12 protein-coding genes are annotated in these 23,308 nt (G+C 62.2%); 9 read left to right on the top strand and 3 right to left on the bottom strand.

What is annotated here, in order from left to right; all coding sequences use genetic code 11:
- Positions 1-9 precede the first annotated feature (9 nt).
- From urtE to ACDZ94_RS19375, 7 genes are all read left to right on the top strand, one after another.
- Positions 10-699, top strand: coding sequence for an urea ABC transporter ATP-binding subunit UrtE (gene urtE, locus ACDZ94_RS19405; RefSeq protein WP_064452755.1), 690 nt, complete (start codon positions 10-12; stop codon positions 697-699).
- Between the two features lie 218 nt (positions 700-917).
- A complete protein-coding gene (gene fmdA / locus ACDZ94_RS19400; protein ID WP_064452754.1) occupies positions 918-2,147 on the top strand; it encodes a formamidase in 1,230 nt (409 codons plus the stop codon).
- A gap of 2 nt (positions 2,148-2,149) precedes the next feature.
- Complete coding sequence (locus ACDZ94_RS19395) at positions 2,150-2,497, top strand: FmdB family zinc ribbon protein (RefSeq protein WP_064452753.1); 348 nt, start codon at positions 2,150-2,152, stop codon at positions 2,495-2,497.
- Between the two features lie 15 nt (positions 2,498-2,512).
- A complete protein-coding gene (locus ACDZ94_RS19390; RefSeq protein WP_432750619.1) occupies positions 2,513-3,556 on the top strand; it encodes an aliphatic amidase in 1,044 nt (347 codons plus the stop codon).
- A 3-nt stretch (positions 3,557-3,559) separates the two neighbouring features.
- Entirely contained in the window at positions 3,560-4,516 is a 957-nt protein-coding gene (locus ACDZ94_RS19385; protein ID WP_432750618.1) for an AAA family ATPase, read from the top strand.
- A gap of 67 nt (positions 4,517-4,583) precedes the next feature.
- Positions 4,584-5,156, top strand: a complete 573-nt coding sequence (locus tag ACDZ94_RS19380) for a DUF2239 family protein (RefSeq protein ID WP_432750617.1) — start codon at positions 4,584-4,586, stop codon at positions 5,154-5,156.
- 25 nt (positions 5,157-5,181) lie between these two features.
- A complete protein-coding gene (locus ACDZ94_RS19375) occupies positions 5,182-6,537 on the top strand; it encodes an MATE family efflux transporter (protein ID WP_221294969.1) in 1,356 nt (451 codons plus the stop codon).
- Here the strand turns inward: ACDZ94_RS19375 and ACDZ94_RS19370 are convergent.
- Entirely contained in the window at positions 6,521-7,114 is a 594-nt protein-coding gene (locus ACDZ94_RS19370; RefSeq protein ID WP_262665008.1) for a TetR/AcrR family transcriptional regulator, read from the bottom strand. The genes ACDZ94_RS19375 and ACDZ94_RS19370 overlap by 17 nt on opposite strands.
- Positions 7,115-7,256: 142 nt before the next feature.
- On the opposite strand from ACDZ94_RS19370, the gene ACDZ94_RS19365 reads away from it, so the two are divergent.
- Positions 7,257-8,447: an MFS transporter gene (locus ACDZ94_RS19365; protein WP_432750616.1), complete on the top strand. Its 1,191-nt coding sequence runs from the start codon at positions 7,257-7,259 to the stop codon at positions 8,445-8,447.
- Here ACDZ94_RS19365 and ACDZ94_RS19360 read toward each other — a convergent pair.
- Positions 8,430-8,795 carry a type II toxin-antitoxin system HicB family antitoxin gene (locus tag ACDZ94_RS19360; RefSeq protein ID WP_064452746.1) on the bottom strand — a complete coding sequence of 122 codons (366 nt, stop codon included), beginning with the start codon at positions 8,793-8,795 and terminating at the stop codon, positions 8,430-8,432. The two genes, ACDZ94_RS19365 and ACDZ94_RS19360, sit on opposite strands and share 18 nt — an antisense overlap.
- Entirely contained in the window at positions 8,792-9,043 is a 252-nt protein-coding gene (locus ACDZ94_RS19355) for a type II toxin-antitoxin system HicA family toxin (protein ID WP_053256594.1), read from the bottom strand. Before ACDZ94_RS19355 ends, ACDZ94_RS19360 begins: the two co-directional genes overlap by 4 nt.
- A gap of 208 nt (positions 9,044-9,251) precedes the next feature.
- Between ACDZ94_RS19355 and ACDZ94_RS19350 the strand changes: the two genes are divergently transcribed.
- Positions 9,252-23,306: a non-ribosomal peptide synthase/polyketide synthase gene (locus tag ACDZ94_RS19350; protein WP_432750615.1), complete on the top strand. Its 14,055-nt coding sequence runs from the start codon at positions 9,252-9,254 to the stop codon at positions 23,304-23,306.
- Positions 23,307-23,308: the final 2 nt, after the last annotated feature.

Here is a 23,308-nt window from a genome sequence, read left to right as displayed (position 1 = left end):
GAATCCGGCATGTTCAAGATTGACCAGTTGTCCTGCGGCTACGGCCAGAGCCAGATCCTCCACGACCTCGACCTGAACGTGGCCAAGCGTGAAATCGTCGCGGTGATGGGCCGCAACGGCATGGGCAAGACCACGCTGTTCAAAAGCCTGATGGGCATCCTGCCGCAGTGGAAAGGCCAGGTCAGCGTGGACGGGCAGGATGTGTCGGCACTGGAAACCCATGAGCGGGTGGCGCGCGGCATCGCCTATGTACCCCAGGGGCGCATGATTTTCCCGAGCATGACGGTGCTGGAGAATATCCAGACCGGTTTGCCGGCGTCGGCGCGGGGCAAAGTGCCGGAGGATTTGTATGCCCTGTTTCCGGTGTTGCACGACATGCAGTCGCGCAAAGGCGGCAACCTCTCGGGTGGGCAGCAACAGCAGTTGGCGATTGCGCGGGCGCTGGCGACGAACCCGAAGGTGTTGTTGCTGGACGAGCCTACGGAGGGCATTCAGCCGTCGATCATCAAGGACATAGCACGTACGCTGAAAGAGATTCGCAACCTGCGGGACTTGACCATTGTGGTGTCCGAGCAAGTGCTGTCGTTCACGCTGGAAATCGCCGACCGATTCCTGGTGATTGAAAAGGGCCGCTTCGTGGTCGAAGAGACCCGGGATCGGGTAGATGAGGCGACCATAAGCCGCTACCTGTCTGTCTAACCAATACCGATCAAATGTGGGAGCTGGCTTGCCTGCGATAGCGGTTTATCAGTCATGGAATTGTTGGCTGACACACCGTTATCGCAGGTAAGCCAGCTCCCACATTTTTTGATTGCGGTACACCCCTTTCTCCATACGTCATCCAACGTATTCCCCGTTTCCCCCGGCTCCACGAGACTGGATCGAACGCACCAAGCCATCCGTCCAGGAGCCAGTCCATGACCGAAACGCTGATCAAAGTCGACCTCAACCAGCCTGTCACCGAAAACGAAAATATCCATAACCGCTGGCACCCGGATATCCCGATGGCCTGTTGGGTCAAGCCCGGCGATGACTTCATCCTGGAGACCTACGACTGGACCGCCGGCGCGATCAAGAACAACGACGACGCCAGCGATGTGCGGGATGTGGACCTGTCCACCGTGCATTACCTGTCAGGCCCGGTGGGCGTGCACGGCGCCGAACCGGGTGATCTGCTGGTGGTGGACTTGCTCGACATCGGCGCCAAGGCCGATTCGCAGTGGGGCTTCAACGGTTTCTTCTCGCGACAGAACGGCGGTGGTTTCCTCACCGATCATTTCCCCAGCGCGCAAAAAGCCATCTGGGACTTCAAGGGCATGTTCACCAGCTCGCGGCACATACCAGGGGTTAACTTTGCCGGCCTGATCCACCCCGGCCTGATCGGTTGCCTGCCCGACCCGGTGATGCTCGCCGACTGGAACCGCCGCGAGCAGGAACTGATCGACACCAACCCCACCCGCGTGCCGCCGCTGGCGAATGCGCCGTTGGCGGCCACCGCGCATATGGGCAAGCTCAAGGGCCAGGCGCGTGACGACGCCGCTGCGACCGGCGCGCGCACAGTACCGCCGCGTGAGCATGGCGGTAACTGCGATATCAAGGATTTGTCCCGCGGATCGAAGATCTTCTTTCCGGTCTACGTCAACGGTGCCGGGCTGTCGGTGGGCGACCTGCACTTCAGCCAGGGCGACGGCGAAATCACCTTTTGCGGCGCCATCGAAATGGCCGGCTGGGTGCATATGAAGGTCGAGCTGATCAAGGGCGGCATGGCCAAGTACGGGATCAAGAACCCGGTGTTCAAGCCGAGCCCGATCACCCCGAACTACAAGAACTACCTGATTTTCGAAGGCATCTCGGTGGACGAGCAAGGCCAGCAACACTACCTGGACGTCAACGTCGCGTACCGCCAGGCCTGCCTGAATGCGATCAACTACCTGACCAAGTTCGGCTACTCACCGGCCCAGGGTTACGCGTTGCTCGGTTCGGCGCCGGTGCAGGGGCACATCAGCGGCGTGGTGGACATTCCAAATGCCTGCGCCACCTTGTGGTTGCCGACGGAAATCTTTGAATTCGACATCAACCCCAATGCCAATGGCCCGACGAAATTCCTCGACGGCAGTATCGACCTGCCCATCGCCCCGGACCTGTAGCCATGCCGACCTACGAATACGCCTGCCCAACGTGCGGCACTTTCACGATGCTGCGGCCAATCGCCCAGCGCAACGAACCCAGCCAGTGTCCCTATTGTGCGGGGCCGGGCGGGCAACTGAGGGTGTCGGCACCGGCGCTGCAAACCCTGTCGGCCAACCAGCGCAAGGCTATGGCCGGCAACGAGCGCAGCGCCCACGCGCCGCAAACCGTCGGTGAGTACCAGGAAAGCCGAAAGCACCCAGCGGGTTGCAGCTGCTGCGGCACCAGCAAGCAGGTGGAACCGAGTAAGGCCAACCCTTTGGGCCTCAAGACCAGGACCGGGCCACGGCCGTGGATGATCAGTCACTAGACCAGGAGCGTTGTTATGCGTCATGGCGATATTTCCAGCAGCCCGGACACCGTTGGTGTCGCGGTGGTGAACTACAAGATGCCGCGCCTGCATTCCAAGGCCGAGGTCATCGATAACGCAAAGAAAATTGCCGAGATTATTCTCGGCATGAAGCAGGGCCTGCCGGGTATGGACCTGGTCGTGTTCCCGGAATACAGCACCATGGGCATCATGTATGACCACGATGAGATGATGGCCACCGCCGCAAGCATTCCTGGCGAAGAGACGGCGATTTTCTCGGCGGCGTGCCGTCAGGCAAATACGTGGGGCGTGTTTTCCCTGACCGGTGAGCGTCACGAAGACCACCCGCACAAGGCGCCTTACAACACGCTCGTGCTGATCAACAACCTCGGCGAAATCGTGCAGCGTTACCGCAAGTGCATTCCCTGGTGCCCTATCGAAGGCTGGTACCCAGGGGATCGCACCTATGTGTGCGAGGGGCCCAAAGGCATGAAGATCAGCCTGATCATCTGCGATGACGGCAATTACCCGGAGATCTGGCGCGACTGCGCGATGAAGGGCGCCGAGTTGATCGTGCGCTGCCAGGGCTACATGTACCCGGCCAAGGAGCAGCAGGTGCAAATGTCCAAGAGCATGGCCTGGGCGAATAACTGCTATGTGGCCGTGGCGAATGCGGCGGGGTTTGACGGGGTGTATTCGTACTTCGGCCACTCGGCGATCATCGGGTTTGATGGGCGCACATTGGGCGAGTGTGGCGAGGAGGAGATGGGCATTCAATACGCCCAGCTTTCGGTGTCACAGATCCGCGATGCGCGGGCCAACGACCAGTCGCAGAATCACTTGTTCAAGCTGCTGCACCGTGGCTACACCGGCATGCACGCCTCGGGCGATGGCGACAAGGGTGTGGCCGACTGCCCCTTCGAGTTCTACCGCACCTGGGTGCTGGACGCGCAAAAGGCCCAGGAGAATGTCGAGAAAATCACCCGCAGCACGGTGGGCGTCGCCGCGTGCCCGGTGGGGCAGTTGCCCCATGGCGGAAAAGAAAAATCAGTGGGGTAGGGCATGCGCTTTACCTTTGAACCGGCCCAGGTGATGGCATTGCTGCGTAGCCGTATCGTTGGGCAGGAGGCCGCGCTGGCCCAGGTTGAGAGTTTGCTCAAGGTGGTCAAAGCCGACATCGGTGAGCGGGACCGGCCCTTGAGCGTCAACCTGTTCATGGGGCCGACCGGCGTCGGCAAAACCGAAATCGTGCGCCTGCTGGCCCAGGCGTTGCACGGTCGCACGGATGGCTTTTGCCGTATCGACATGCACACCCTGGCCCAGGAGCATTATGCCGCCGCACTGACCGGCGCGCCGCCGGGGTATGTGGGCAGCAAGGAGGGCATCAGCTTGTTCAACAGCGAGTTGATCCAAGGCAGCTACAGTCGACCCGGTATCGTGTTGTTCGATGAACTGGAGAAAGCCAGCCAGGAAGTAGTGCGCAGCCTGCTCGGTATTCTGGAAAACGGCCAGCTGACGTTGGCCGGTGGTACGCGCACCCTGGACTTTCGCAACAGCCTGATCTTCATGACCAGCAATATCGGCGCGCAACAGGCACGTCGTCATCGTCAGCGGTTTGCCCAGGGCTGGCGGCGCTTGCTGCGCGTCTTTGTGCGGGATGAGGCGGCCGTGCTCGAAGACGCGTTACATAGCCACTTTGAGCCTGAGTTTCTCAACCGAATCGACCGCATCCTGATGTTCGAGCCTATCGACAGCCAGTGGCTGGACGCACTGCTGGGCGTGGAGCTGGAGAAACTCAACCTGCGCTTGGCGGCGCATCAGCGTTCGTTAAGCGTGGAAGCGCCGGCAAGGATGTGGCTGTGTCGCCAGCACGATGCACGGTTCGGCGCACGGGCGTTGGGCCGCCGCCTGCGGGTAGAGCTGGAGCCGGCGATTGCCGAGTGCTTGCTGAGAGACCCCACGGTGCAAGGGATGCGGGCGACACTGCACGGCGAGCGTTTGAACGTTTCACGAGAATAACCTTGCGTACCGAAAAATTAAGACTAATATGATCCGGGTAAAACAAATAAAGCCCGGGTAATAATCCATGTCTACGCAAAACATTCCCCGTTGCACCGCCTTTGTCCAACAGCAGCGCGTGGCCGCTGGTAGTTATCCCGAAGTTGCCACTGTTTTGGCGGGCCTTGACCTGCCGATGGGCAGCTTCCTGGTGTTCGACGACGCTACCGGCACCCAGGTCGATTACCCGTGGCCACTCGGTTACGTACCAGCGCAACCCGCACACACTGAAACCGATGACGAGCCGCCCGTGGCCCCCTCGGTCGGACGCCCAAAGCTGGGCGTGGTCGCGCGGGAGGTCACGTTGTTGCCTCGCCATTGGGAGTGGCTGGGCCAGCAACGCGGCGGCGCTTCAGCGGCCTTGCGCCGGTTGGTGGATGAGGCGCGCAACACCAGCGCCTCCCGTGATCAGATGCGCCAGGCCAAAGAATCCAGCTACCGTTTCATGAATGCCATCGGCGGCAACTTGCCGGGTTTTGAAGACGCTTCACGTGCGCTGTTTGCTGAGGATGCGGCCGACTTTTCGCGCAAGGTCGCGCATTGGCCGGTAGACGTGCAGACTTACCTGGCCTGGCTGTCGCGCAATGCTTTCCCCGTCTAACAATAATTCCGGGACTCGAACCACCATGGAAGTCACTCAACAACGGCCGCTGTGGCAGATCTACCTGATTTTTCTGGCACCGATGGTGCTGTCCAACTTTCTGCAAAGCTTTTCCGGCACCCTCAACGGCATCTATGTCGGGCAAATGCTGGGCACCCAGGCGTTGGCGGCGGTGTCGGGGATGTTCCCCATCGTGTTTTTCTTTATTGCCTTGGTGATTGGCCTCGGGGCGGGTGCTTCGGTGCTGATCGGTCAGGCGTGGGGCGCCCAGGAAACGGGGCTGGTCAAGGTGATTACCGGTGCGACCCTGACACTGGGGGCGCTGGTGGGGTTGATCGCGGCAGTTCTTGGTAGCCTGTTCGCGCGCCCGGCGTTGCAGGCGTTAGGTACACCGATTGACGTACTCGACGATGCGGTGGGGTATGCCCAGGCAATGATGCTGATCATGCCGCTGCTATTGGTCTTCATCCTCTACACCCAACTACTGCGCGGCGTCAGCGACACGATTTCACCGCTGCTGGCGCTGATGGTCTCGACCCTGGTCGGCCTGCTGCTGACGCCGGCGCTGATTCGCGGCTGGGTCGGCCTGCCGCCCATGGGCATCCAGAGCGCGGTGTATGCCAGCCTGGTGGGTAATGCCTTGGCCATGTTGTTTCTGATACTGCGCCTGCGCCATAAAAATCATGTGATGGCGCCGGACCGTGAACTGTTCGCGGCATTGCGCCTGGACCGGGTCATCCTCGGCAAAGTCCTGCGTATCGGCTTACCGACAGGTTTGCAGATGGTGGTGTTGTCGCTGTCGGAGCTGGTCATTCTGGCCCTGGTCAACAGCCACGGCTCCCAGGCCACGGCGGCGTATGGTGCGGTAACGCAGATCGTCAACTATGTGCAATTCCCGGCGTTGTCGATTGCGATTACCGCATCGATCCTCGGCGCACAGGCGATTGGCGCCGGGCGCCTGGAGCGCATCGGACCGATCCTGCGCACCGGGTTGTTGATCAACATTTGCCTCACCGGCGGCCTGATTCTGCTCGGTTACCTGCTGTCCCACTGGCTGCTGGGCTTGTTCATCACTGATGATACGGCGCGGATCAAGGCTGAGCACTTGCTGCACATCATGCTGTGGAGCGTTCTGGTCTTTGGGTTCCAGGCCGTGATCGGCGGAATCATGCGTGCCAGCGGCGTGGTGCTGATGCCGGTCGCGATTTCGATCTTTTGCGTACTCTGCGTGGAGCTGCCGATGGCGTACCTGTTCAATGCGCACTTCGGCCTCGAAGGGGTATGGATGGCGTTTCCGGTGACGTATCTGGCGATGCTCGCATTGCAGACGGCCTATTACCGTTTGGTGTGGCGGCACAAGCAGATCACACGGCTGGTGTGATGGGCTGCTTCAGGCCTTGCAGCAACAGTTCCAGGCTCGACAGGCCTTCTTCCAGGCGTTCGCTTGGGTGTTCATCCCGGGCGATCCACAAGGCGGTATTGACCAGGCTGCCATTGATCAATTGAGCCAGCGCGACGCTGGGGGCTTGCAGGATGGCACCGGTCTGCATCAACGCCTCCAGCAATTGGCGCAACGACTCCACACAATGTTGTTGGCAGCCTGTATCGCCTAATACGGCAGGCGCATCCTGCAACACAATGCGTTGGATCTCGCCATCCTGGGCCATGCGCAGATAGGCTTGGCAGCGATCACAAAAACCGCGCCAGGGGTCCTGGGCCTGTTCGGTGATGTGCTGCAAGCGTGCGTCCATCTCACTGTCGAGTTGCGCAACCACCGCGGCCAACAAACCTTTCTTGTCACCGAAGTGGTGGTACAACGCGCCTCGAGTCAGGCCGGCGCGAGCGGTAAAATCGTCCATCGACGTGTTGGCGAACCCATGCGTGGCGAAGGCCGCGCGGGCACTGGCGATCAGCCGGGCGCGGGTGTCTTCGATGATTTCGGTACGGGCTCGGCTCATTGATAAGGCTCGCATTGGGCTAGTGAGTGATTGACATACGGTGCGTATGTTACGCATGCTCCGCCACATACGCGCCGTATGTATATTGCCTTGATAACCGCAGATAGCAAGTTTCAGGGCGCAAAGGAATAGGTTAAGCAGGATGGCAAATCCCTATGCCGAGTTGTTCCAGGTCCCAGGTAGCAGGGCTTTTGTCTTGGCGGGCATGCTTGCGCGCATGCCGATATCGATGACGGGCATCGGCCTGATTACCATGCTTTCGCAAGTACACGGTGGCTATGGCCTGGCGGGCGCGGTGGCGGCGGTGTTCGCCCTGGCAACGGCGTTTTGCGCGCCGCAGGTGTCGCGGCTGGTAGACCGGCACAGCCAGGGCAAGGTACTGCCGATCGCCGCAATGATCGGTGGCGGGGCGTTGTTGCTGTTGTTGCTGTGCACGCGCTTGCAGGCGCCGAACTGGACCTTGTTCCTGTTCGCCGCCTTGGCCGGTTGTATGCCGAACATGTCGGCCATGGTGCGGGCACGTTGGACCGAGTTGTTGCGCGGTCAGCCCAGGTTGCAAACCGCGTTTGCCCTGGAGTCTGTGCTGGATGAGGTGTGTTTCATCATCGGCCCGCCGATCTCCGTAGGCCTGTGTGTCGTGCTCTTTCCGGAGGCAGGACCTTTGGTAGCGGCAGTGTTGCTGGCCGTGGGTGTCACGGCCTTCGTGCTACAACGCGCGACAGAACCACCGGTGCATGAGCACACGGGGCATCACGGCGGTTGGCTGATCGCATCACCTTCGGTGCTGATCCTGATGATCCTGCTGCTGGCCATGGGCGTGATCGTCGGCGTCGTGGATGTGGTCAGCGTGGCCTTTGCCCAACATCAGGGCCAACCGGCAGCGGCAAGCATCGTGCTTTCGGTGTATGCCATCGGTTCGTGCCTGGCGGGTTTGGCATTTGGCATCCTTAAGCTCAAGGCGCCGTTGCCCCGCCAGTTTCTGTTCTGCGGCGTGGCAACGGCGTTGACCACTTTACCGTTACTGCTGGTGACCAATATCACCGGGTTGGCGGTGGCGATCTTTATTTCCGGTTTGTTCTTCGCCCCGACCTTGATCGTGTCCATGGCCCTGGTGGAGCAGGTCGTGCCGCCCAGCCGCCTGACCGAAGGCATGACCTGGCTGATCACCGGCCTGAGCATCGGCGTGGCCATTGGCGCTGCCAGCTCCGGTTGGATGATCGATCATTTCGGTGCTGCCAGCGGATTTTGGGTGGCGTTGGTGGCCGGTGCGATTGTGCTGGGCTCGGCAGCGCTTGGGTATCGGCGGTTGGGGCCGTCAACCGAGCACGGGTAGAGGTTCTGTGCAGTGATGCTGCAAGAACTCATTCAACGCCTGGCGCGTCAGGTCATTGAGCGTGACTTTTTTACGGGTCGCGGCCAGTGCCGCCGCCAAATGCAGGTCATGGCCGACCCGTACGTTGAATGAGCCCTTGCAAGGCTTCTCCGGCGTTTGCCCCAGTGCGTGGCATGTCGCGAGGTAGTCATCGACTGCCTCACGGAACGCAGCGTCCAGCTCTGCGACGGTTTTCCCTTCGTAACTGACCAAGGCCTTGATAAACAGAATCTTGCCGAACAGGCAGTTGTCTTCGAGGCTGGCTTCGATAGAGCCGATGTAGCCTTTGTATTTCAGTTGGTTGTTCACTGAATCAGTTCTCCTGATTTCAATTGTTCGATGATCTGGCGCCGAATGTAGTGTTTCAGTTCGTTGCCGGGGTGAGGCTTGTGCAAGCTGATCATTGCACTGGGGTCGCCGATGTCGAACTTGACGCGGCTTCCAGCCCCTTCAATCTGTGTGTAGCCCAAGCGATGCAGCAGCGTTACGAGCTCTGGCCAGGTAAAGGCCATGTGCTCGTTGAGCAGTTTGGCGAGCAGCTTTTCATTTTTTGACACGGCGATCCCTGCGTGTAACTAAATGTAGTTGCAAAAAGTGGTGTCCGTCAATGCTAACTCGGGTTCGCGTGTCTTTCTCGAGATTGATGTAACCCTTGATGACACCTCGCTCCACGCCTCCCACCCCCGCTAATTTTTCCTCGCCCGGTTCGTTTTATAGGGACGACGTGCCTTTGTGCTTCCCGCCTATTGCTCCGGACTCCAAGAAATGAATGCTGAAGACTCCTTGAAACTTGCTCGCCGGTTTATCGGGTTGCCCCTGGAAAAACGCCAGGTTTTCCTACAGGCCCTGCAAAAAGAAGGCGTGGACTTTTCCCGGTTTCCGATTCCTGCAGGGGTGGACGCGGAGGACCGCCAGGTGCTGTCCTACGCGCAGCAGCGCATGTGGTTTCTCTGGCAACTGGACCCGGCCAGCGGTGCCTATAACCTGCCCGGCGCAGTGCGGCTAAAGGGTGAACTCAACCTCAGGGCGCTGGAGCAAGCGTTCGCCAGCCTGGTAGCTCGGCATGAAACCTTGCGCACGGTGTTCCAGCGCCAGGCCGATGAGCGCCTGATTCAGGTGGCGATAGAGCCGTCGCTGGCCGTCGAGCGTCTGGACTTCAGCACCTTGGCCCCCGATAAGCGCGAGCAGGCCGTCAATGACGCGGCAACACGTCAATCGCTGCTGCCGTTTGATCTGGAGCACGGCCCGTTGCTGCGTGTGCAGTTGCTCAAGCTCGACGCGCAGGAGCACGTGCTGCTGCTCACCCTGCACCACATCGTCTCCGACGGCTGGTCGATGAATGTGCTGATCGACGAGTTCATCCGCTGCTATGACGCCCACGAGCGCAACGAGGCGCCGCAATTGCCGGCGTTGCCGATCCAGTACAGCGACTACGCCCTGTGGCAGCGTCGCTGGCTGGAAGCGGGGGAGCAGGCGCGTCAGCTGGAATACTGGCAGGCGCGTCTTGGTGATGAGCATCCGGTATTGGAGTTACCGACGGATCGCTCGCGCCCGGCCATGCCCAGCTACCAGGGCACGCGCCATAATTTCGCGATCGACGCGGGCCTGGCCATGCAACTGCGCAGTTGCGCGCAACAGCACAACGTCACCCTGTTCATGCTGCTGCTGGGCGCCTTCAACGTGCTGTTGCATCGCTACACCGGGCAGGGCGATATACGTGTTGGCGTGCCGATCGCCAACCGCAACCGCAGTGAAGTCGAAGGGCTGATCGGTTTCTTCGTCAACACCCAAGTGCTGCGCACGGAGCTGACCGGGCAGCCCCGTGTTGCCCAATTGCTGCAAAGCATCAAGGAGCACGCGCTGGGCGCGCAGGACCATCAGGAGCTGCCATTCGAACGCTTGGTGGAAGCACTGAAAGTCGAGCGCAGTCTTAGCCATACGCCGCTGTTCCAAGTGATGTACAACCATCAGCCGGTGGTCGCGGACATCGCCTCGGTCAGCACCGCCTCCGGCCTGGAGCTGGCACTTGTGGAGTGGCAGGGCCGTACCACGCAGTTCGACTTGACCCTCGATACCTATGAAAAGTCCGGCACCCTGTACGCCGCGCTGACCTACGCGAACGACCTGTTCGACGCGCCCTCCATTGCGCGCATGGCCCGGCACTGGATCAGCCTGTTGCAGGCCATGGTGGCCGATGGTGAACAGCGCATCGGCGAGCTGCCGATGCTGGATGTTGATGAGCAGCAAAGCCTGGTGCATCGCTGGAACCAGACCGCCGAGGCGTACCCGACCGACGTGGGTATTCATCAACTGATCGAAGACCAGGTGCAGCGCACGCCGCACGCGCCAGCCCTGGTATTTGGCGCCACCACGTTGACCTATGCCCAGCTCGACACCCGCGCCAACCAACTGGCCCATGCCTTGCGTGAGCGAGGTGTCGGCCCGGATGTGCTGGTGGGGATCTGCGTCGAGCGTTCCGTCGAAATGGTGGTGGGCTTGCTTGCGATCCTCAAGGCGGGTGGCGCCTATGTGCCGCTGGACCCGGAATACCCTCGGGAGCGCCTGGCCTACATGATCGAAGACAGCGGCATCACGCTGCTGCTCAGCCAGCACAGCCTGTTGGCGTTGCTGCCCGCTGAAGGCCTCCAGGTGATTGCCCTGGACCAAGCGCCAGCCTGGCTCGAGGGCTACAGCATCGAAGCGCCTGCCGTGGATATCCACGCGCTCAACCTGGCCTACGTCATCTACACCTCCGGCTCCACCGGCAAACCCAAAGGCGCCGGCAACAGCCATCGTGCGTTGGTCAACCGTCTTTGCTGGATGCAACAGGCCTATGGCCTGAATGCCAGCGATGCAGTCCTGCAGAAAACCCCGTTTAGTTTTGACGTCTCGGTCTGGGAGTTCTTCTGGCCGCTGATGACCGGCGCACGTCTGGTCGTCGCCGCGCCTGGCGAACACCGCGAACCCGCGCGCTTGATCGAGACCATTGGCCGTCACGCCATCACCACCTTGCACTTTGTGCCGTCGATGCTGCAGGCGTTTATCCATGAGCCGGGCGTACACGCCTGCACCTGCCTCAAGCGTATCGTTTGCAGTGGCGAAGCCTTACCGCTGGATGCGCAAGTGCAGGTGTTCGCCAAGCTGTCAGGGGCCGACTTGTTCAACCTCTATGGCCCCACCGAAGCCGCGATCGACGTGACCCACTGGACCTGTGTGGATGAAGGTGCCGACAGCGTGCCTATCGGCCGCCCGATCGCCAACCTCGCCACCTATGTGCTCGACGCCGAGCTGAACCCGGTGCCGGCCGGTGTGTCCGGCGAGCTGTATCTGGGCGGCACTGGCCTGGCGCGCAGTTATCACCGCCGCCCGGCGCTGACCGCCGAGCGGTTTGTGTCGAGCCCGTTCGTCAACGGCGAGCGCCTTTACCGCACCGGCGACCGCGTGCGTCAGCGAGCCGACGGCGTAATCGACTACCTCGGCCGTCTCGATCATCAGGTCAAGCTGCGCGGCTTGCGTATCGAGTTGGGCGAAATTGAAACACGCTTGATGCAGCACCCCTCGGTGCGTGAGGCGGTGGTGCTGGTACAGGGCGGTAAACAACTGGTCGCCTACCTGGTACTCGAGAACGAAGAGCCCACGGACCTCAAGGCGTGGCTGCTCAGCAGCTTGCCGGAGTACATGGTGCCGACTCACTTCGTGACCCTGGCCAAACTGCCGGTGACCGCCAATGGCAAGCTTGACCGCAAGGCGCTGCCGCTGCCCGATGCAGCGCCGCAACAAGCGTTTGTTGCTCCTTCGACTGAGCTTCAAAAAGCCTTGGCGGCGATCTGGGGTGATGTGCTCGGCGCCCCGCAAGTCGGCCTGGACGACAACTTCTTTGAGCTGGGCGGCGATTCGATCATCTCCATCCAGGTGGTCAGCCGCGCCCGCCAGGCGGGGATTCGCCTCAGCCCACGCGACCTGTTCCAGTACCAGAGCGTGCGCAGCCTGGCGCTGGTGGCGAGCTTTGAACAGGCGACTGTTATTGATCAAGGCCCGGTGACCGGCGAAGCAATCCTGACGCCCGTGCAGCACGGCTTTTTCGCCCAGGCAATCCCGGCCCGTCACCATTGGAACCAGTCGTTGCTGCTCAGGCCGCGCGAGGCGCTGGAGCCTGCTCGGCTGGATGCAGCCCTGACGCACCTGATCAACCACCACGATGCGCTGCGCCTGCGTTTTACGCAGCAAGCCGCTGGCTGGCAGCAAGCCCACGGCGCTCCGATCACGCAATCCACACTGTGGCGATCCACCGTCAGCACCGACGCTGAGCTGGCTGCGCTATGCGATGAAGCCCAGCGCAGCCTGGACCTGGAGCACGGCCCACTGTTACGCGCAGCCTTGGTGCAAATGGCCGATGGCAGCCAGCGCCTGCTGCTGGTGGTCCATCACCTGGTGGTCGACGGCGTGTCCTGGCGCATCCTGCTCGAAGACCTGCAACAGGCTTATCGCCAAGCCGCATTGCCGGCCAAGACCAGCAGCTACCAGCAGTGGGCGCAGCAGTTGCAGGCCCATGCGCACACCCGCCAGGACCAACTGCCTTTTTGGCAGGCGCAGTCCTGCGACGCTGACCTGCCGTGCGACAACCCTCAAGGTGGCCTGCAGAATCGCCTGGGCGCCAAGCTCGAAACCCGCCTCAATGCCGAGCAAACCCGCCAACTGCTGCAGGATGCGCCGGCGGCCTATCGCACCCAGGTCAACGACCTGTTGCTGACCGCGCTGACGCGGGTGATCAGCCGTTGGAGCGGCCAGGCCGGCGCGTTGATCCAGCTGGAGGGCCATGGTCGCGAAGACCTGTTTGACACCCTCGACCTAAGCCGCACTGTCGGTTGGTTTACCAGTTTGTTCCCGGTGCGTTTGCAGGCCCATGGCGATCTGTCGAGCGCGATCAAGTCGATCAAGGAGCAACTGCGCGCGGTCCCGGACAAGGGCGTGGGCTACGGCCTGCTGCGCTACCTGGGCAACCCGCAATCGCACAAGACCCTGGCTGGTTTGCCCGCGCCGCGCATTACCTTCAACTACCTGGGGCAGTTCGACCGCCAGTTCAACGACTCGGCACTGTTCGTACCGGCCGCGCAAAGCAGCGGCCAGGCTCAAGACCCTGAAGCCCCATTGGCCAACTGGTTGACGGTGGAAGGGCAGGTGTACGGCGGGGAGCTGTCCCTGCAATGGGGCTTCAGCCGTGAGATGTTCAAGGCTGCGACCATTCAGCGCCTGGCGGATGAGTACGCCACGGAACTCAAGGCGTTGATCGAACATTGCTGCGAAACGCCGGCAGGGCAGGTGACGCCGTCGGACTTCCCGCTGGCACGCCTCACCCAACAGCAGCTGGATGCACTGCCCGTACCCGGCCCGCAAATCGCTGACCTTTACCCACTATCGCCAATGCAACAGGGCATGCTGTTCCACACGTTGTATGAGCCCGAGGCCCAGGCCTATATCAACCAGCTTCGCCTGGATATTGAAGGCCTGGATCTGCTTGCCTTCGGCTGTGCCTGGCAAGCGGCGCTGGACCGGCATGACATCTTGCGCAGCAGCTTCCACTGGCTGGGCCTGGACAGTGCCCATCAAGTGATCCAGCGTCAGGTCGACGTGCAATTGCAAGTGATCGAAGACGTGGCTGTCGACTTCGATGCGCTGGCCGATGCCGAGCGTTCACGCGGTTTCGAGCTAAACGCCGCGCCGCTGTTTCGCCTGATGTTGGTACGCGGCGCCGGGTCCGCCTGGCACTTCATCTTCACCAGTCATCACATCCTGATGGATGGCTGGAGTAACGCGCAGCTGCTTGGCGAAGTCATTGCCCACTATGCAGGCCAGGCACTGCCGGCGCCGCTGGGGCAGTTCCGCGATTACCTGGGCTGGCTGCAACAGCAACCCAGCGGCGAGACCTTCTGGAAAAATGCCCTGGCGCCGTTGCAAGCGCCAACGTTGCTGGCCCAGGCCCTGCGGGCGCCGGTCGACGGCGTGGGCATGGCTGACCATCAAGTGGCATTGGGCAACGACTTTACCCAGGCCCTCGGCGAGTTTGCCCGCCAACAAAAAGTCACGCTCAATACGCTGCTGCAAGGCGCCTGGAGCCTGTTGCTGCAACGCTACACCGGCCAGGACTGCGTGGCGTTCGGCGCCACCGTCGCCGGGCGTTCAGCGCCGTTGCCGGGAATCGAGCAGCAGCTGGGCTTGTTCATTAACACCTTGCCCATCATCAGTGCCGCCTCGCCCGCTCAATCGGCCAGCGCTTGGTTCAGTGAGTTGCAAGCCCTGAACCTCAGCTTGCGCGACCATGAACACGTGCCGCTCTATGACATACAGGCGTGGGCCGGTCAGCAAGGCGCGGCGTTGTTCGACACCTTGCTGGTGTTTGAAAACTTCCCGGTGGCCGAAGCGCTCAAGCAAGGCGCGCCCGCAGGCCTGACATTCGGCCGGCTGCACAACCATGAGCGCACTCACTACCCGCTGACCCTGGGCGTCGAGCTGGGTGCCAGTCTGCGCCTGGAATTCAGCTACGACCGAGCCCGCTTCAGCGAGCAACAAGTCACGCGGTTGGGCGCTAACCTGCGTCACCTACTGACGCAACTGGTGGCGGACGCGCGCGTACCTTTAGGCAACTTGCAGCTGCTGGATGCCGACACACGACACGAGGTGCTCGCATTTAGCCAATCGGTCGGCGGCGCCCAGCGTCATCAGCGCGTGCACGAGCGCATCGCCGCGCAGGCCCACGCCACACCTGACGCATTGGCGGTACAGGCGGGCCGTGAGCGCCTGAGCTATGCCCAGCTCAACACGCGAGCCAACCGTATGGCCCACCGCCTGATGGAACTCGGCGTAGGGCCGGGCCAACGGGTGGGCCTGGCCAGTCTGCGTGGGCCGCAGTTGATCGTCAGCCTGCTGGCGGTGCTCAAAACTGGCGCGGCCTACGTGCCGCTGGACCCAAAATACCCGGCCGAACGCTTGGCCTACATGCTGGCGGACAGTCGCCTGGACCTGCTGCTCAGCCAAACCGGCTTGCTCACCGATCTGCCGCTGCCGCAAGGGCTGATGCGCGTGGCGTTCAGCGCGTGCGGTGAAGAGCTGGCCAATTACTCGGCGACCAATCCAGCCAACTCGGCGGCGGCTGCCGACCTGGCCTACGTGATCTATACCTCCGGGTCTACCGGCCAGCCCAAAGGCGTGGCCATCGACCATGCCGCCCTCGGCCAGTTCTGCGACAGCGCCGAGGCGTACAGCCGCCTGTGTGCCGAAGACCGCGTGCTGCAATTTGCGACGTTCAGTTTCGACGGGTTTGTCGAACAGTGCTACCCGCCGCTGTGTGTGGGCGCCGCCTTGATCATGCGCGGCGATGAGCTGTGGGACGTCGGGCAACTTGCACAGGAGATCGTCGAGCAGGGTGTGACCCTGGCCGACTTGCCGGCTGCCTACTGGTACCTGCTGGCCAAGGAATGTGCGCTGGACCGCCGTACCTTGGGCAACCTGCGCCAAGTGCATGTGGGCGGCGAGGCCATGTCGGTGGAAGGCGTGCGCGCCTGGCACGCGGCGGGGCTGGGCGATGTGCGCTTGGTCAATACCTATGGGCCGACCGAGGCGACGGTGGTGTCCAGCGTGCACGAGTGCCAACTGGCGGATGCCAGTGATGCGTTCGGTGTGCCGATTGGTCGGGCGATCGCAGGTCGCTCGCTGTATGTGCTCGACAGCGGGTTCGAGCTGCTGGCCACCGACGGCGTCGGCGAGTTGTGCATTGGCGCCGAAGCGGGCCTGGCCCAGCGTTATTTCGACCGCCCGGCATTGACTGCTGAACGCTTCCTGCCGGACCCGTTTTCCAGTGTGCCGGGCGCACGGCTTTACCGCAGCGGCGACCTTGCCCGTTACAACGAGGCAGCGGCGTTGGAGTACGTCGGGCGTATCGACCATCAGGTGAAAATTCGCGGCTACCGCATCGAAATGGGCGAAATCGAGGCCTGCCTGCAAGCCTTGCCGCAGGTGCGTGAAGCCGTCGTCATCGCCCAGCCGAGCGCTATCGGCATGCAATTGGTCGCCTATGCAGTGCCTGCCCATGGGCAGACTCTGGATGCGCAAACGCTGGCGGCAACCTTGCGCCAATCGCTGCCGGACTACATGGTACCGGGCCACTGGGTGCTGCTCGCCGCGTTGCCGTTGAACCACAATGGCAAGCTTGATCGCCGTGCGCTGCCGGCGCCCGACCTGAACCTGCGTCAACAGGCTTATGTGGCGCCACAAAGCCCGCTGCAAATGCAGTTGGCAACGATCTGGCAAGCGGTGTTGCAGGTCGAGCAGGTGGGCCTCACGGATCACTTCTTCGAGCTGGGTGGCCATTCATTGCTGGCCACCCAGGTGATTTCCCGTGTGCGGCATGAGTTGAAGCGCGAAGTCCCGCTGCGAGCACTTTTTGAGCAACCGACGCTGGAAGCATTCGCCACGCTGTGTTCAGGCTTGCATCAGCAGAGTGCGCAACCGCTGGTGGCTCTGGAGCGCGGGCAGCCGATGGCGCTGTCGTTCGCCCAGGAACGCCAATGGTTTTTGTGGCAGTTAGACCCTGCCAGCGCGGCGTATCACGTGCCTACGGCGTTGCATCTGCGCGGCGAACTGGATATCAACGCGCTGGAGCGTGCATGCCAGGCGCTGGTGTTGCGCCATGAACCGTTGCGCACCACTTTTGTTGAAGACGGTGAGCAGACCTTGCAGGTAATCCATTCCGCCCTGGCAATGCCTGTCGAGCAGGCGAGGGCAGAGGCTGCGACGCTCCAGCAGTGTGTGGAGCAAGAAATCCAGCGCCCATTCGACCTGCGCAGCGGCCCGCTGATGCGCGTCAAACTGCTGGTGATCGCGCCCGAGCACCATGTGCTGGTCATCACTCAACACCACATCATCTCCGACGGTTGGTCGATGCACGTGATGGTGGATGAGCTGGTGGCGCTGTATCAGGGCCAGGCTCAGTTGCCGGCGCTGCCGATCCAGTACGCCGACTATGCCGTGTGGCAACGCAACTGGATGGCGGCAGGTGAAAAACAGCGCCAGCTCGACTACTGGCAACGGCGCCTGGGCGATGAGCATCCGGTGCTGGAGCTGCCCCTGGACCACTCGCGTCCGGCGGTACAGAGTTATCGGGGCGCGCGTCAGCAGGTCCAGCTTGACCCTGCGCTGGTGAACGACCTGAAGGCGCTGGCCCAGCGCGAGGGCGTGACACTGTTCATGCTCTTGCTGGCCTCGTTCCAGACCCTGCTGCATCGCTACAGCGGTCAGTCCCGGCTGCGCGTCGGGGTGCCGATCGCCAACCGCAATCGCCTTGAAACCGAGCGGCTCATCGGCTTTTTCGTCAACACTCAGGTGCTTCAGGGCGACCTCGATGGGCAGATGGCCTTCAGCCAATTGCTTGCCCAGGTCAAGCAGCGCGCCCTGGAGGCGCAGGCCCATCAGGATCTGCCATTCGAGCAGTTGGTAGAAGCGCTGCAACCGGAGCGCAGCCTGAGCCATAACCCACTGTTCCAAGTGATGTTCAATCACCAGGACACCCTGCGGGCCGGCCCTGTGCACCTGCCAGGTCTGGCGTTGCAGCCGCTGGATTGGGCAGGCCACACCACGCAAGTTGACTTGAGCCTCGAAACCGAAGAATCCGCTGAAGGCCTGTGGGCGTCACTGACCTACGCCACCGACCTGTTCGAACCCGCGACCCTGGAGCGCTTGGCGCAGCAGTGGCAGAACCTGTTGCGCGCCGTCGTGAGTGATGCTTCGCAAGTATTGGATGAACTGCCGATGCTCAGCGCGCAGCAATGGCAACAGACCGTGCATGGCTGGAACGACAGCACCGTCGATTACCCGCGGACGCGCTGTGTGCATCAGCTGTTTGAAACGCAAGTATTGGCAACGCCGGGCGCGAGTGCGCTGCAATTCAATGGCGACGCCCTGAGCTACCGCGAACTCAACCGCCGCGCCAACCGCCTGGCTCATCGTCTGATTGCGGCGGGCGTTGGCCCTGACGTACTGGTGGCCGTGCATGTCGAGCGCTCGGTAGACATGGTGGTTAGTCTGTTGGCGACCCTCAAGGCGGGTGGCGCTTATGTGCCGCTCGACCCGCAGTTCCCGGCAGATCGACTGGCCTTCATGCTGGAAGACAGCCGCGCCCGGGTGTTGCTGACCCAATCACACTTGAATGGTCGCCTGGCACAACCGGACGGTCTGAAGGTGCTGTGGGTGGACGCGGTAGACGCCAGCGGTGCCGACCATGACCCGCAGGTGAATATCACGCCGGAGCATTTGGCTTACGTGATCTATACCTCCGGCTCTACCGGCAGGCCCAAGGGCGTGATGGTCCGTCATCAGGCGCTGTGCAGCTTTGCCTGCGGCATGGCCGGTAGCCTGGAGATTGGCTCCGACGCGCGGGTGCTGTCGCTGACCACTTTCTCGTTCGACATCTTCGCCCTGGAACTCTACGTCCCACTGATCGTCGGCGGCACGGTGCTGCTGAGCGGCCAGGCACTGGCCCTCGACCCGGAGGCGATTATCGATCTGGTGCATAACCAATCCGCCTGTGTGCTGCAGGCCACCCCATCGACCTGGCGCATGCTGCTGGAAAGCCCGCGCGCCCAGCTGTTGCAGGGCATCAAGTGCCTGTGTGGCGGCGAAGCACTGCCGGTCGACCTTGCCCAAGGCTTGCTCGATCTGCGGGGCCCCGTGTGGAATCTCTATGGCCCGACGGAAACCACTGTCTGGTCGGCTGCCCATCGTCTGTCAGAGGCGCAGCCTTTTGTCGGGCGGCCGATTGCCAACACCTCGTTGTTCATTCTCAACGCCGGCCTGACGCCATGCCCGCAGGGCGCTGCCGGTGAATTGTTAATCGGCGGCGTTGGCCTGGCGCGCGGCTATCACGCGCGACCATCGCTGACCGCAGAACGCTTTGTGCCCAATCCTTATGGTGCCCCGGGCGAACGCCTGTACCGCAGCGGCGACCTCGCACGCTATCGCCCCGACGGCGTGGTCGAGTACATCGGCCGGGTCGATCATCAGGTCAAGGTGCGCGGCTTCCGTATCGAGCTGGGCGAAATCGAAGCCTGCCTGCGCGAACACGCGGCAGTGCGTGAAGTCGTGGTGCTGGCTGAGAACGACCGCTTGATCGCCTACCTGGTGACTTTCGCTGCCGAACAGCAGGCAGCGCTGCGTAACCAGTACAAGGCAGCGCTGCGCGAGCGCCTGCCGGACTACATGGTGCCCGCACAGCTTATATTCCTTGATAGCCTGCCATTGACCCCGAACGGCAAGCTCGACCGCAAGGCGCTGCCCAAGGCAGATACCGAGCTGTTGCTCGAAGCCTTTAAGGCGCCCGTCAGTCAGCGCGAACAGCAAGTCGCGGCCATCTGGGCTGATGTGCTGGAGGTGCCGCAAGTGGGCCTCGAGGATCACTTCTTTGAGCTGGGCGGACATTCGCTGCTGGCCACGCGGGTGGTGTCGCGAGTACGCCAGGCACTGGCGCTGGAAGTCGCGCTCAAGACCCTGTTCGAACAGCCTGTGCTCGGTGACTTTGTGAGCGCATTGGGCGAGGAGGGCGTCACCGCACCAGCACTGCTCAAGGCCGACCGCACACACCCCTTGCCGTTGTCTTACGCCCAAGAGCGCCAATGGTTCCTCTGGCAACTCGACCCGCAAAGCTCGGCATACCACATCCCCAGCGCCCTGCGTTTGAAAGGCGCGCTGGACGTGGCCGCGCTGCAACGCAGTTTTGACACGCTGTTGGCGCGGCATGAAAGTCTGCGCACGCATCTGCGTCAGGAGGCCGGCGGCGCGGTGCAAGTGATTGAAGACCTGGGCTTGATCGAAATCGAACGTTGCGATACCAACGAAGCCGGGCTAAAGGGGCAGGTGGCCGAGGCCGTCGCCCAACCGTTCGACCTGCTGCGCGGGCCGTTGCTGCGGGTCAAGTTGTTGCGCCTGGCCGACGACGATCACGTCGTGGTGCTGGTACAGCATCACATCGTCTCCGATGGCTGGTCGATGCAGTTGATGGTCGAGGAATTGGTGAAACTGTATGCGGCTTTCAGCGACGGCCACACGCCGCAGTTGCCGACCTTGCCGATTCAGTACGCCGACTACGCGCTGTGGCAGCGCAACTGGATGGAAGCCGGCGAGAAAGCGCGCCAGCTGACTTACTGGCGTGAGCAGTTGGGCGGCGAGCAGCCGGTATTGGAGCTGCCGTTCGACCATCAGCGCCCAGCGTTGCCAACCCATCGTGGTGCGCGTCTCGGTGTTGAGTTGAAGCCGCAGCTGTTGGCCGGCTTGCGCAGCCTGGCGAACCAGGCTGGAGTCACGTTGCCGATGGTGTTGCTGGCGGCCTACCAGGCCTTGCTGCATCGCTACAGCGGCCAGGAAGACGTGCGCGTCGGGGTGCCAATCGCCAACCGCAACCGCCTTGAAACCGAGGGGCTGATTGGTTTCTTCGTCAATACACAGGTGCTCAAGGCTGACATCAACGGCCAGATGAGCGTGGCGCAACTGTTGCGTCAGGTGCGCCAACGGTCCCTGGAAGCGCAGGCTCATCAAGACCTGCCGTTCGAGCAACTGGTGGAAGCGCTGCAGCCCGAACGCAGCATGAGCCTGAGCCCGTTGTTCCAGGTGCTGTTCAACCACCGCGTAACCTCGGCAGACAGTCATTTGCAGCGTTTGTCCGGGTTGCAGGTCGAGGTGTTGAGCTGGGATGAAGGCGTCGCCCAGTTCGATTTGGCGCTGGATGTGGAGGAATCCCGCGAGGCGTTGCGTGCATCCCTGAGTTACGCCACCGATCTGTTTGCACACACCACCATCGAACGCATGGCCGGGCATTGGCAGAACCTGTTGCAGAGCATGGTGGACGATCAGCAGCAGGCCATCGGGCAACTGAACCTGCTCAGCCTTGATGAGCAACAACACATTCTGCACCTGTGGAATTGCACTGATTCGGGCTTCTCGGCCAAGCGCCTGGTGCACGAATTGGTCGCCGACCGTGCTCGGGAAACACACGATGCGGTGGCGGTGAAGTTCGATGCGCAAACGTTGACGTACGGGGAACTCGATCGCCAGGCCAATCGTCTGGCGCATGCGCTGATCGCCCGTGGTGTGGGCCCGGAAGTGCGCGTGGCCATCGCCATGCCGCGCAGTGCCGAGAGCATGGTGGCATTTCTGGCCGTGATGAAATCGGGTGGCGTGTATGTGCCGCTGGACGTGGAATACCCGCGTGATCGCCTGCTGTACATGATGCAAGACAGCCGCGCGCAACTGTTGCTGACTCACACCCGCGTGTTGCAGCAATTGCCGATACCTGAAGGGCTGAACACCCTGGCGATAGATCGCACCGAGGACTGGGCCGATTACAGCGACACCGCACCAGAGGTCGCACTCGACGGCGACAACCTCGCCTACGTGATCTACACCTCCGGCTCCACCGGCCTGCCCAAGGGCGTGGCGGTATCGCACGGCCCGCTCGTGGCGCATATCATCGCCACCGGCGAACGCTATGAAACCGGCCCGGCGGATTGCGAACTGCACTTCATGTCCTTCGCCTTTGACGGCTCCCACGAAGGCTGGATGCACCCGCTGATCAACGGCGCCAGTGTGCTGATCCGCGACGACAGCCTGTGGCTGCCGGAATACACCTACGCACAAATGCACCGCCATAACGTGACGATGGCGGTGTTCCCGCCGGTGTACCTGCAACAGCTGGCCGAGCATGCCGAACGCGACGGCAACCCGCCGGCGGTGCGCGTGTATTGTTTTGGTGGCGACGCGGTGGCGCAGGCGAGCTACGACCTGGCCTGGCGTGCGCTCAAACCGACCTACCTGTTCAACGGTTACGGCCCCACCGAAACCGTGGTCACGCCGCTGCTGTGGAAGGCACGCAAGGGCGACCCTTGCGGCGCGGTCTATGCGCCGATTGGTACGTTGCTGGGCAACCGTAGTGGCTACGTATTGGACGCGCAGTTGAACCTGCAACCGATCGGCGTGGCCGGTGAGTTGTACCTGGGCGGCGAGGGCGTGGCCCGGGGTTATCTGGAGCGTCCGGCGCTGACCGCCGAGCGTTTTGTGCCGGACCCGTTCGGTAAACCCGGCAGCCGTGTGTACCGCAGCGGCGACTTGACCCGTGGCCGCCCGGACGGCGTGGTGGACTACCTTGGCCGTGTCGACCATCAAGTGAAGATTCGTGGTTTTCGCATCGAGCTGGGTGAAATCGAGGCCCGTCTGCGCGAGCAGGACAGCGTCGGTGAAACCGTGGTGGTGGCCCAGGAAGGGCCGACCGGCAAGCAGCTGGTGGCGTATGTCGTACCGGTTGATCCCGCGCTGATCAACCAGGCCGAATTCCGTGACGCCCTGCGCCGTGCGCTCAAGACCCGACTGCCGGATTACATGGTGCCCACGCACTTTATGTTCCTGGCGCAAATGCCGCTGACCCCCAACGGCAAACTCGACCGTAAAGGCTTGCCCGCGCCGGATGCGAGCCTGATGCAGCAACGCTATGTGGCACCCGAAACCGAACTGGAGCAGCAGGTTGCGGCGATCTGGGCCGAAGTGCTGCGCCTGCCGCAAGTGGGCCTGGATGACAACTTCTTCGAAGTCGGCGGCCATTCCTTGCTGGCGATCCAGATTACTTCGCGGGTCCAGGTCGAGTTGGGCCTGGAAGTGCCCTTGGTCGAAGTGTTCCAGACCGAAACGTTGCGTGCCTATGTGCAGGCCGCCGCCACCTTCCGCGCGGGCAGCGTGGAAGATTTTGATGATCTACGTGACTTTTTGAGCGAACTAGAGGCGATTTGAAC

This window comes from Pseudomonas sp. UBT, from assembly GCF_050915955.1.
GTDB classification, from domain to species: Bacteria; Pseudomonadota; Gammaproteobacteria; order Pseudomonadales; family Pseudomonadaceae; genus Aquipseudomonas; species Aquipseudomonas antarctica_A.
This window is presented reverse-complemented; position numbering and strand designations above follow the sequence as displayed.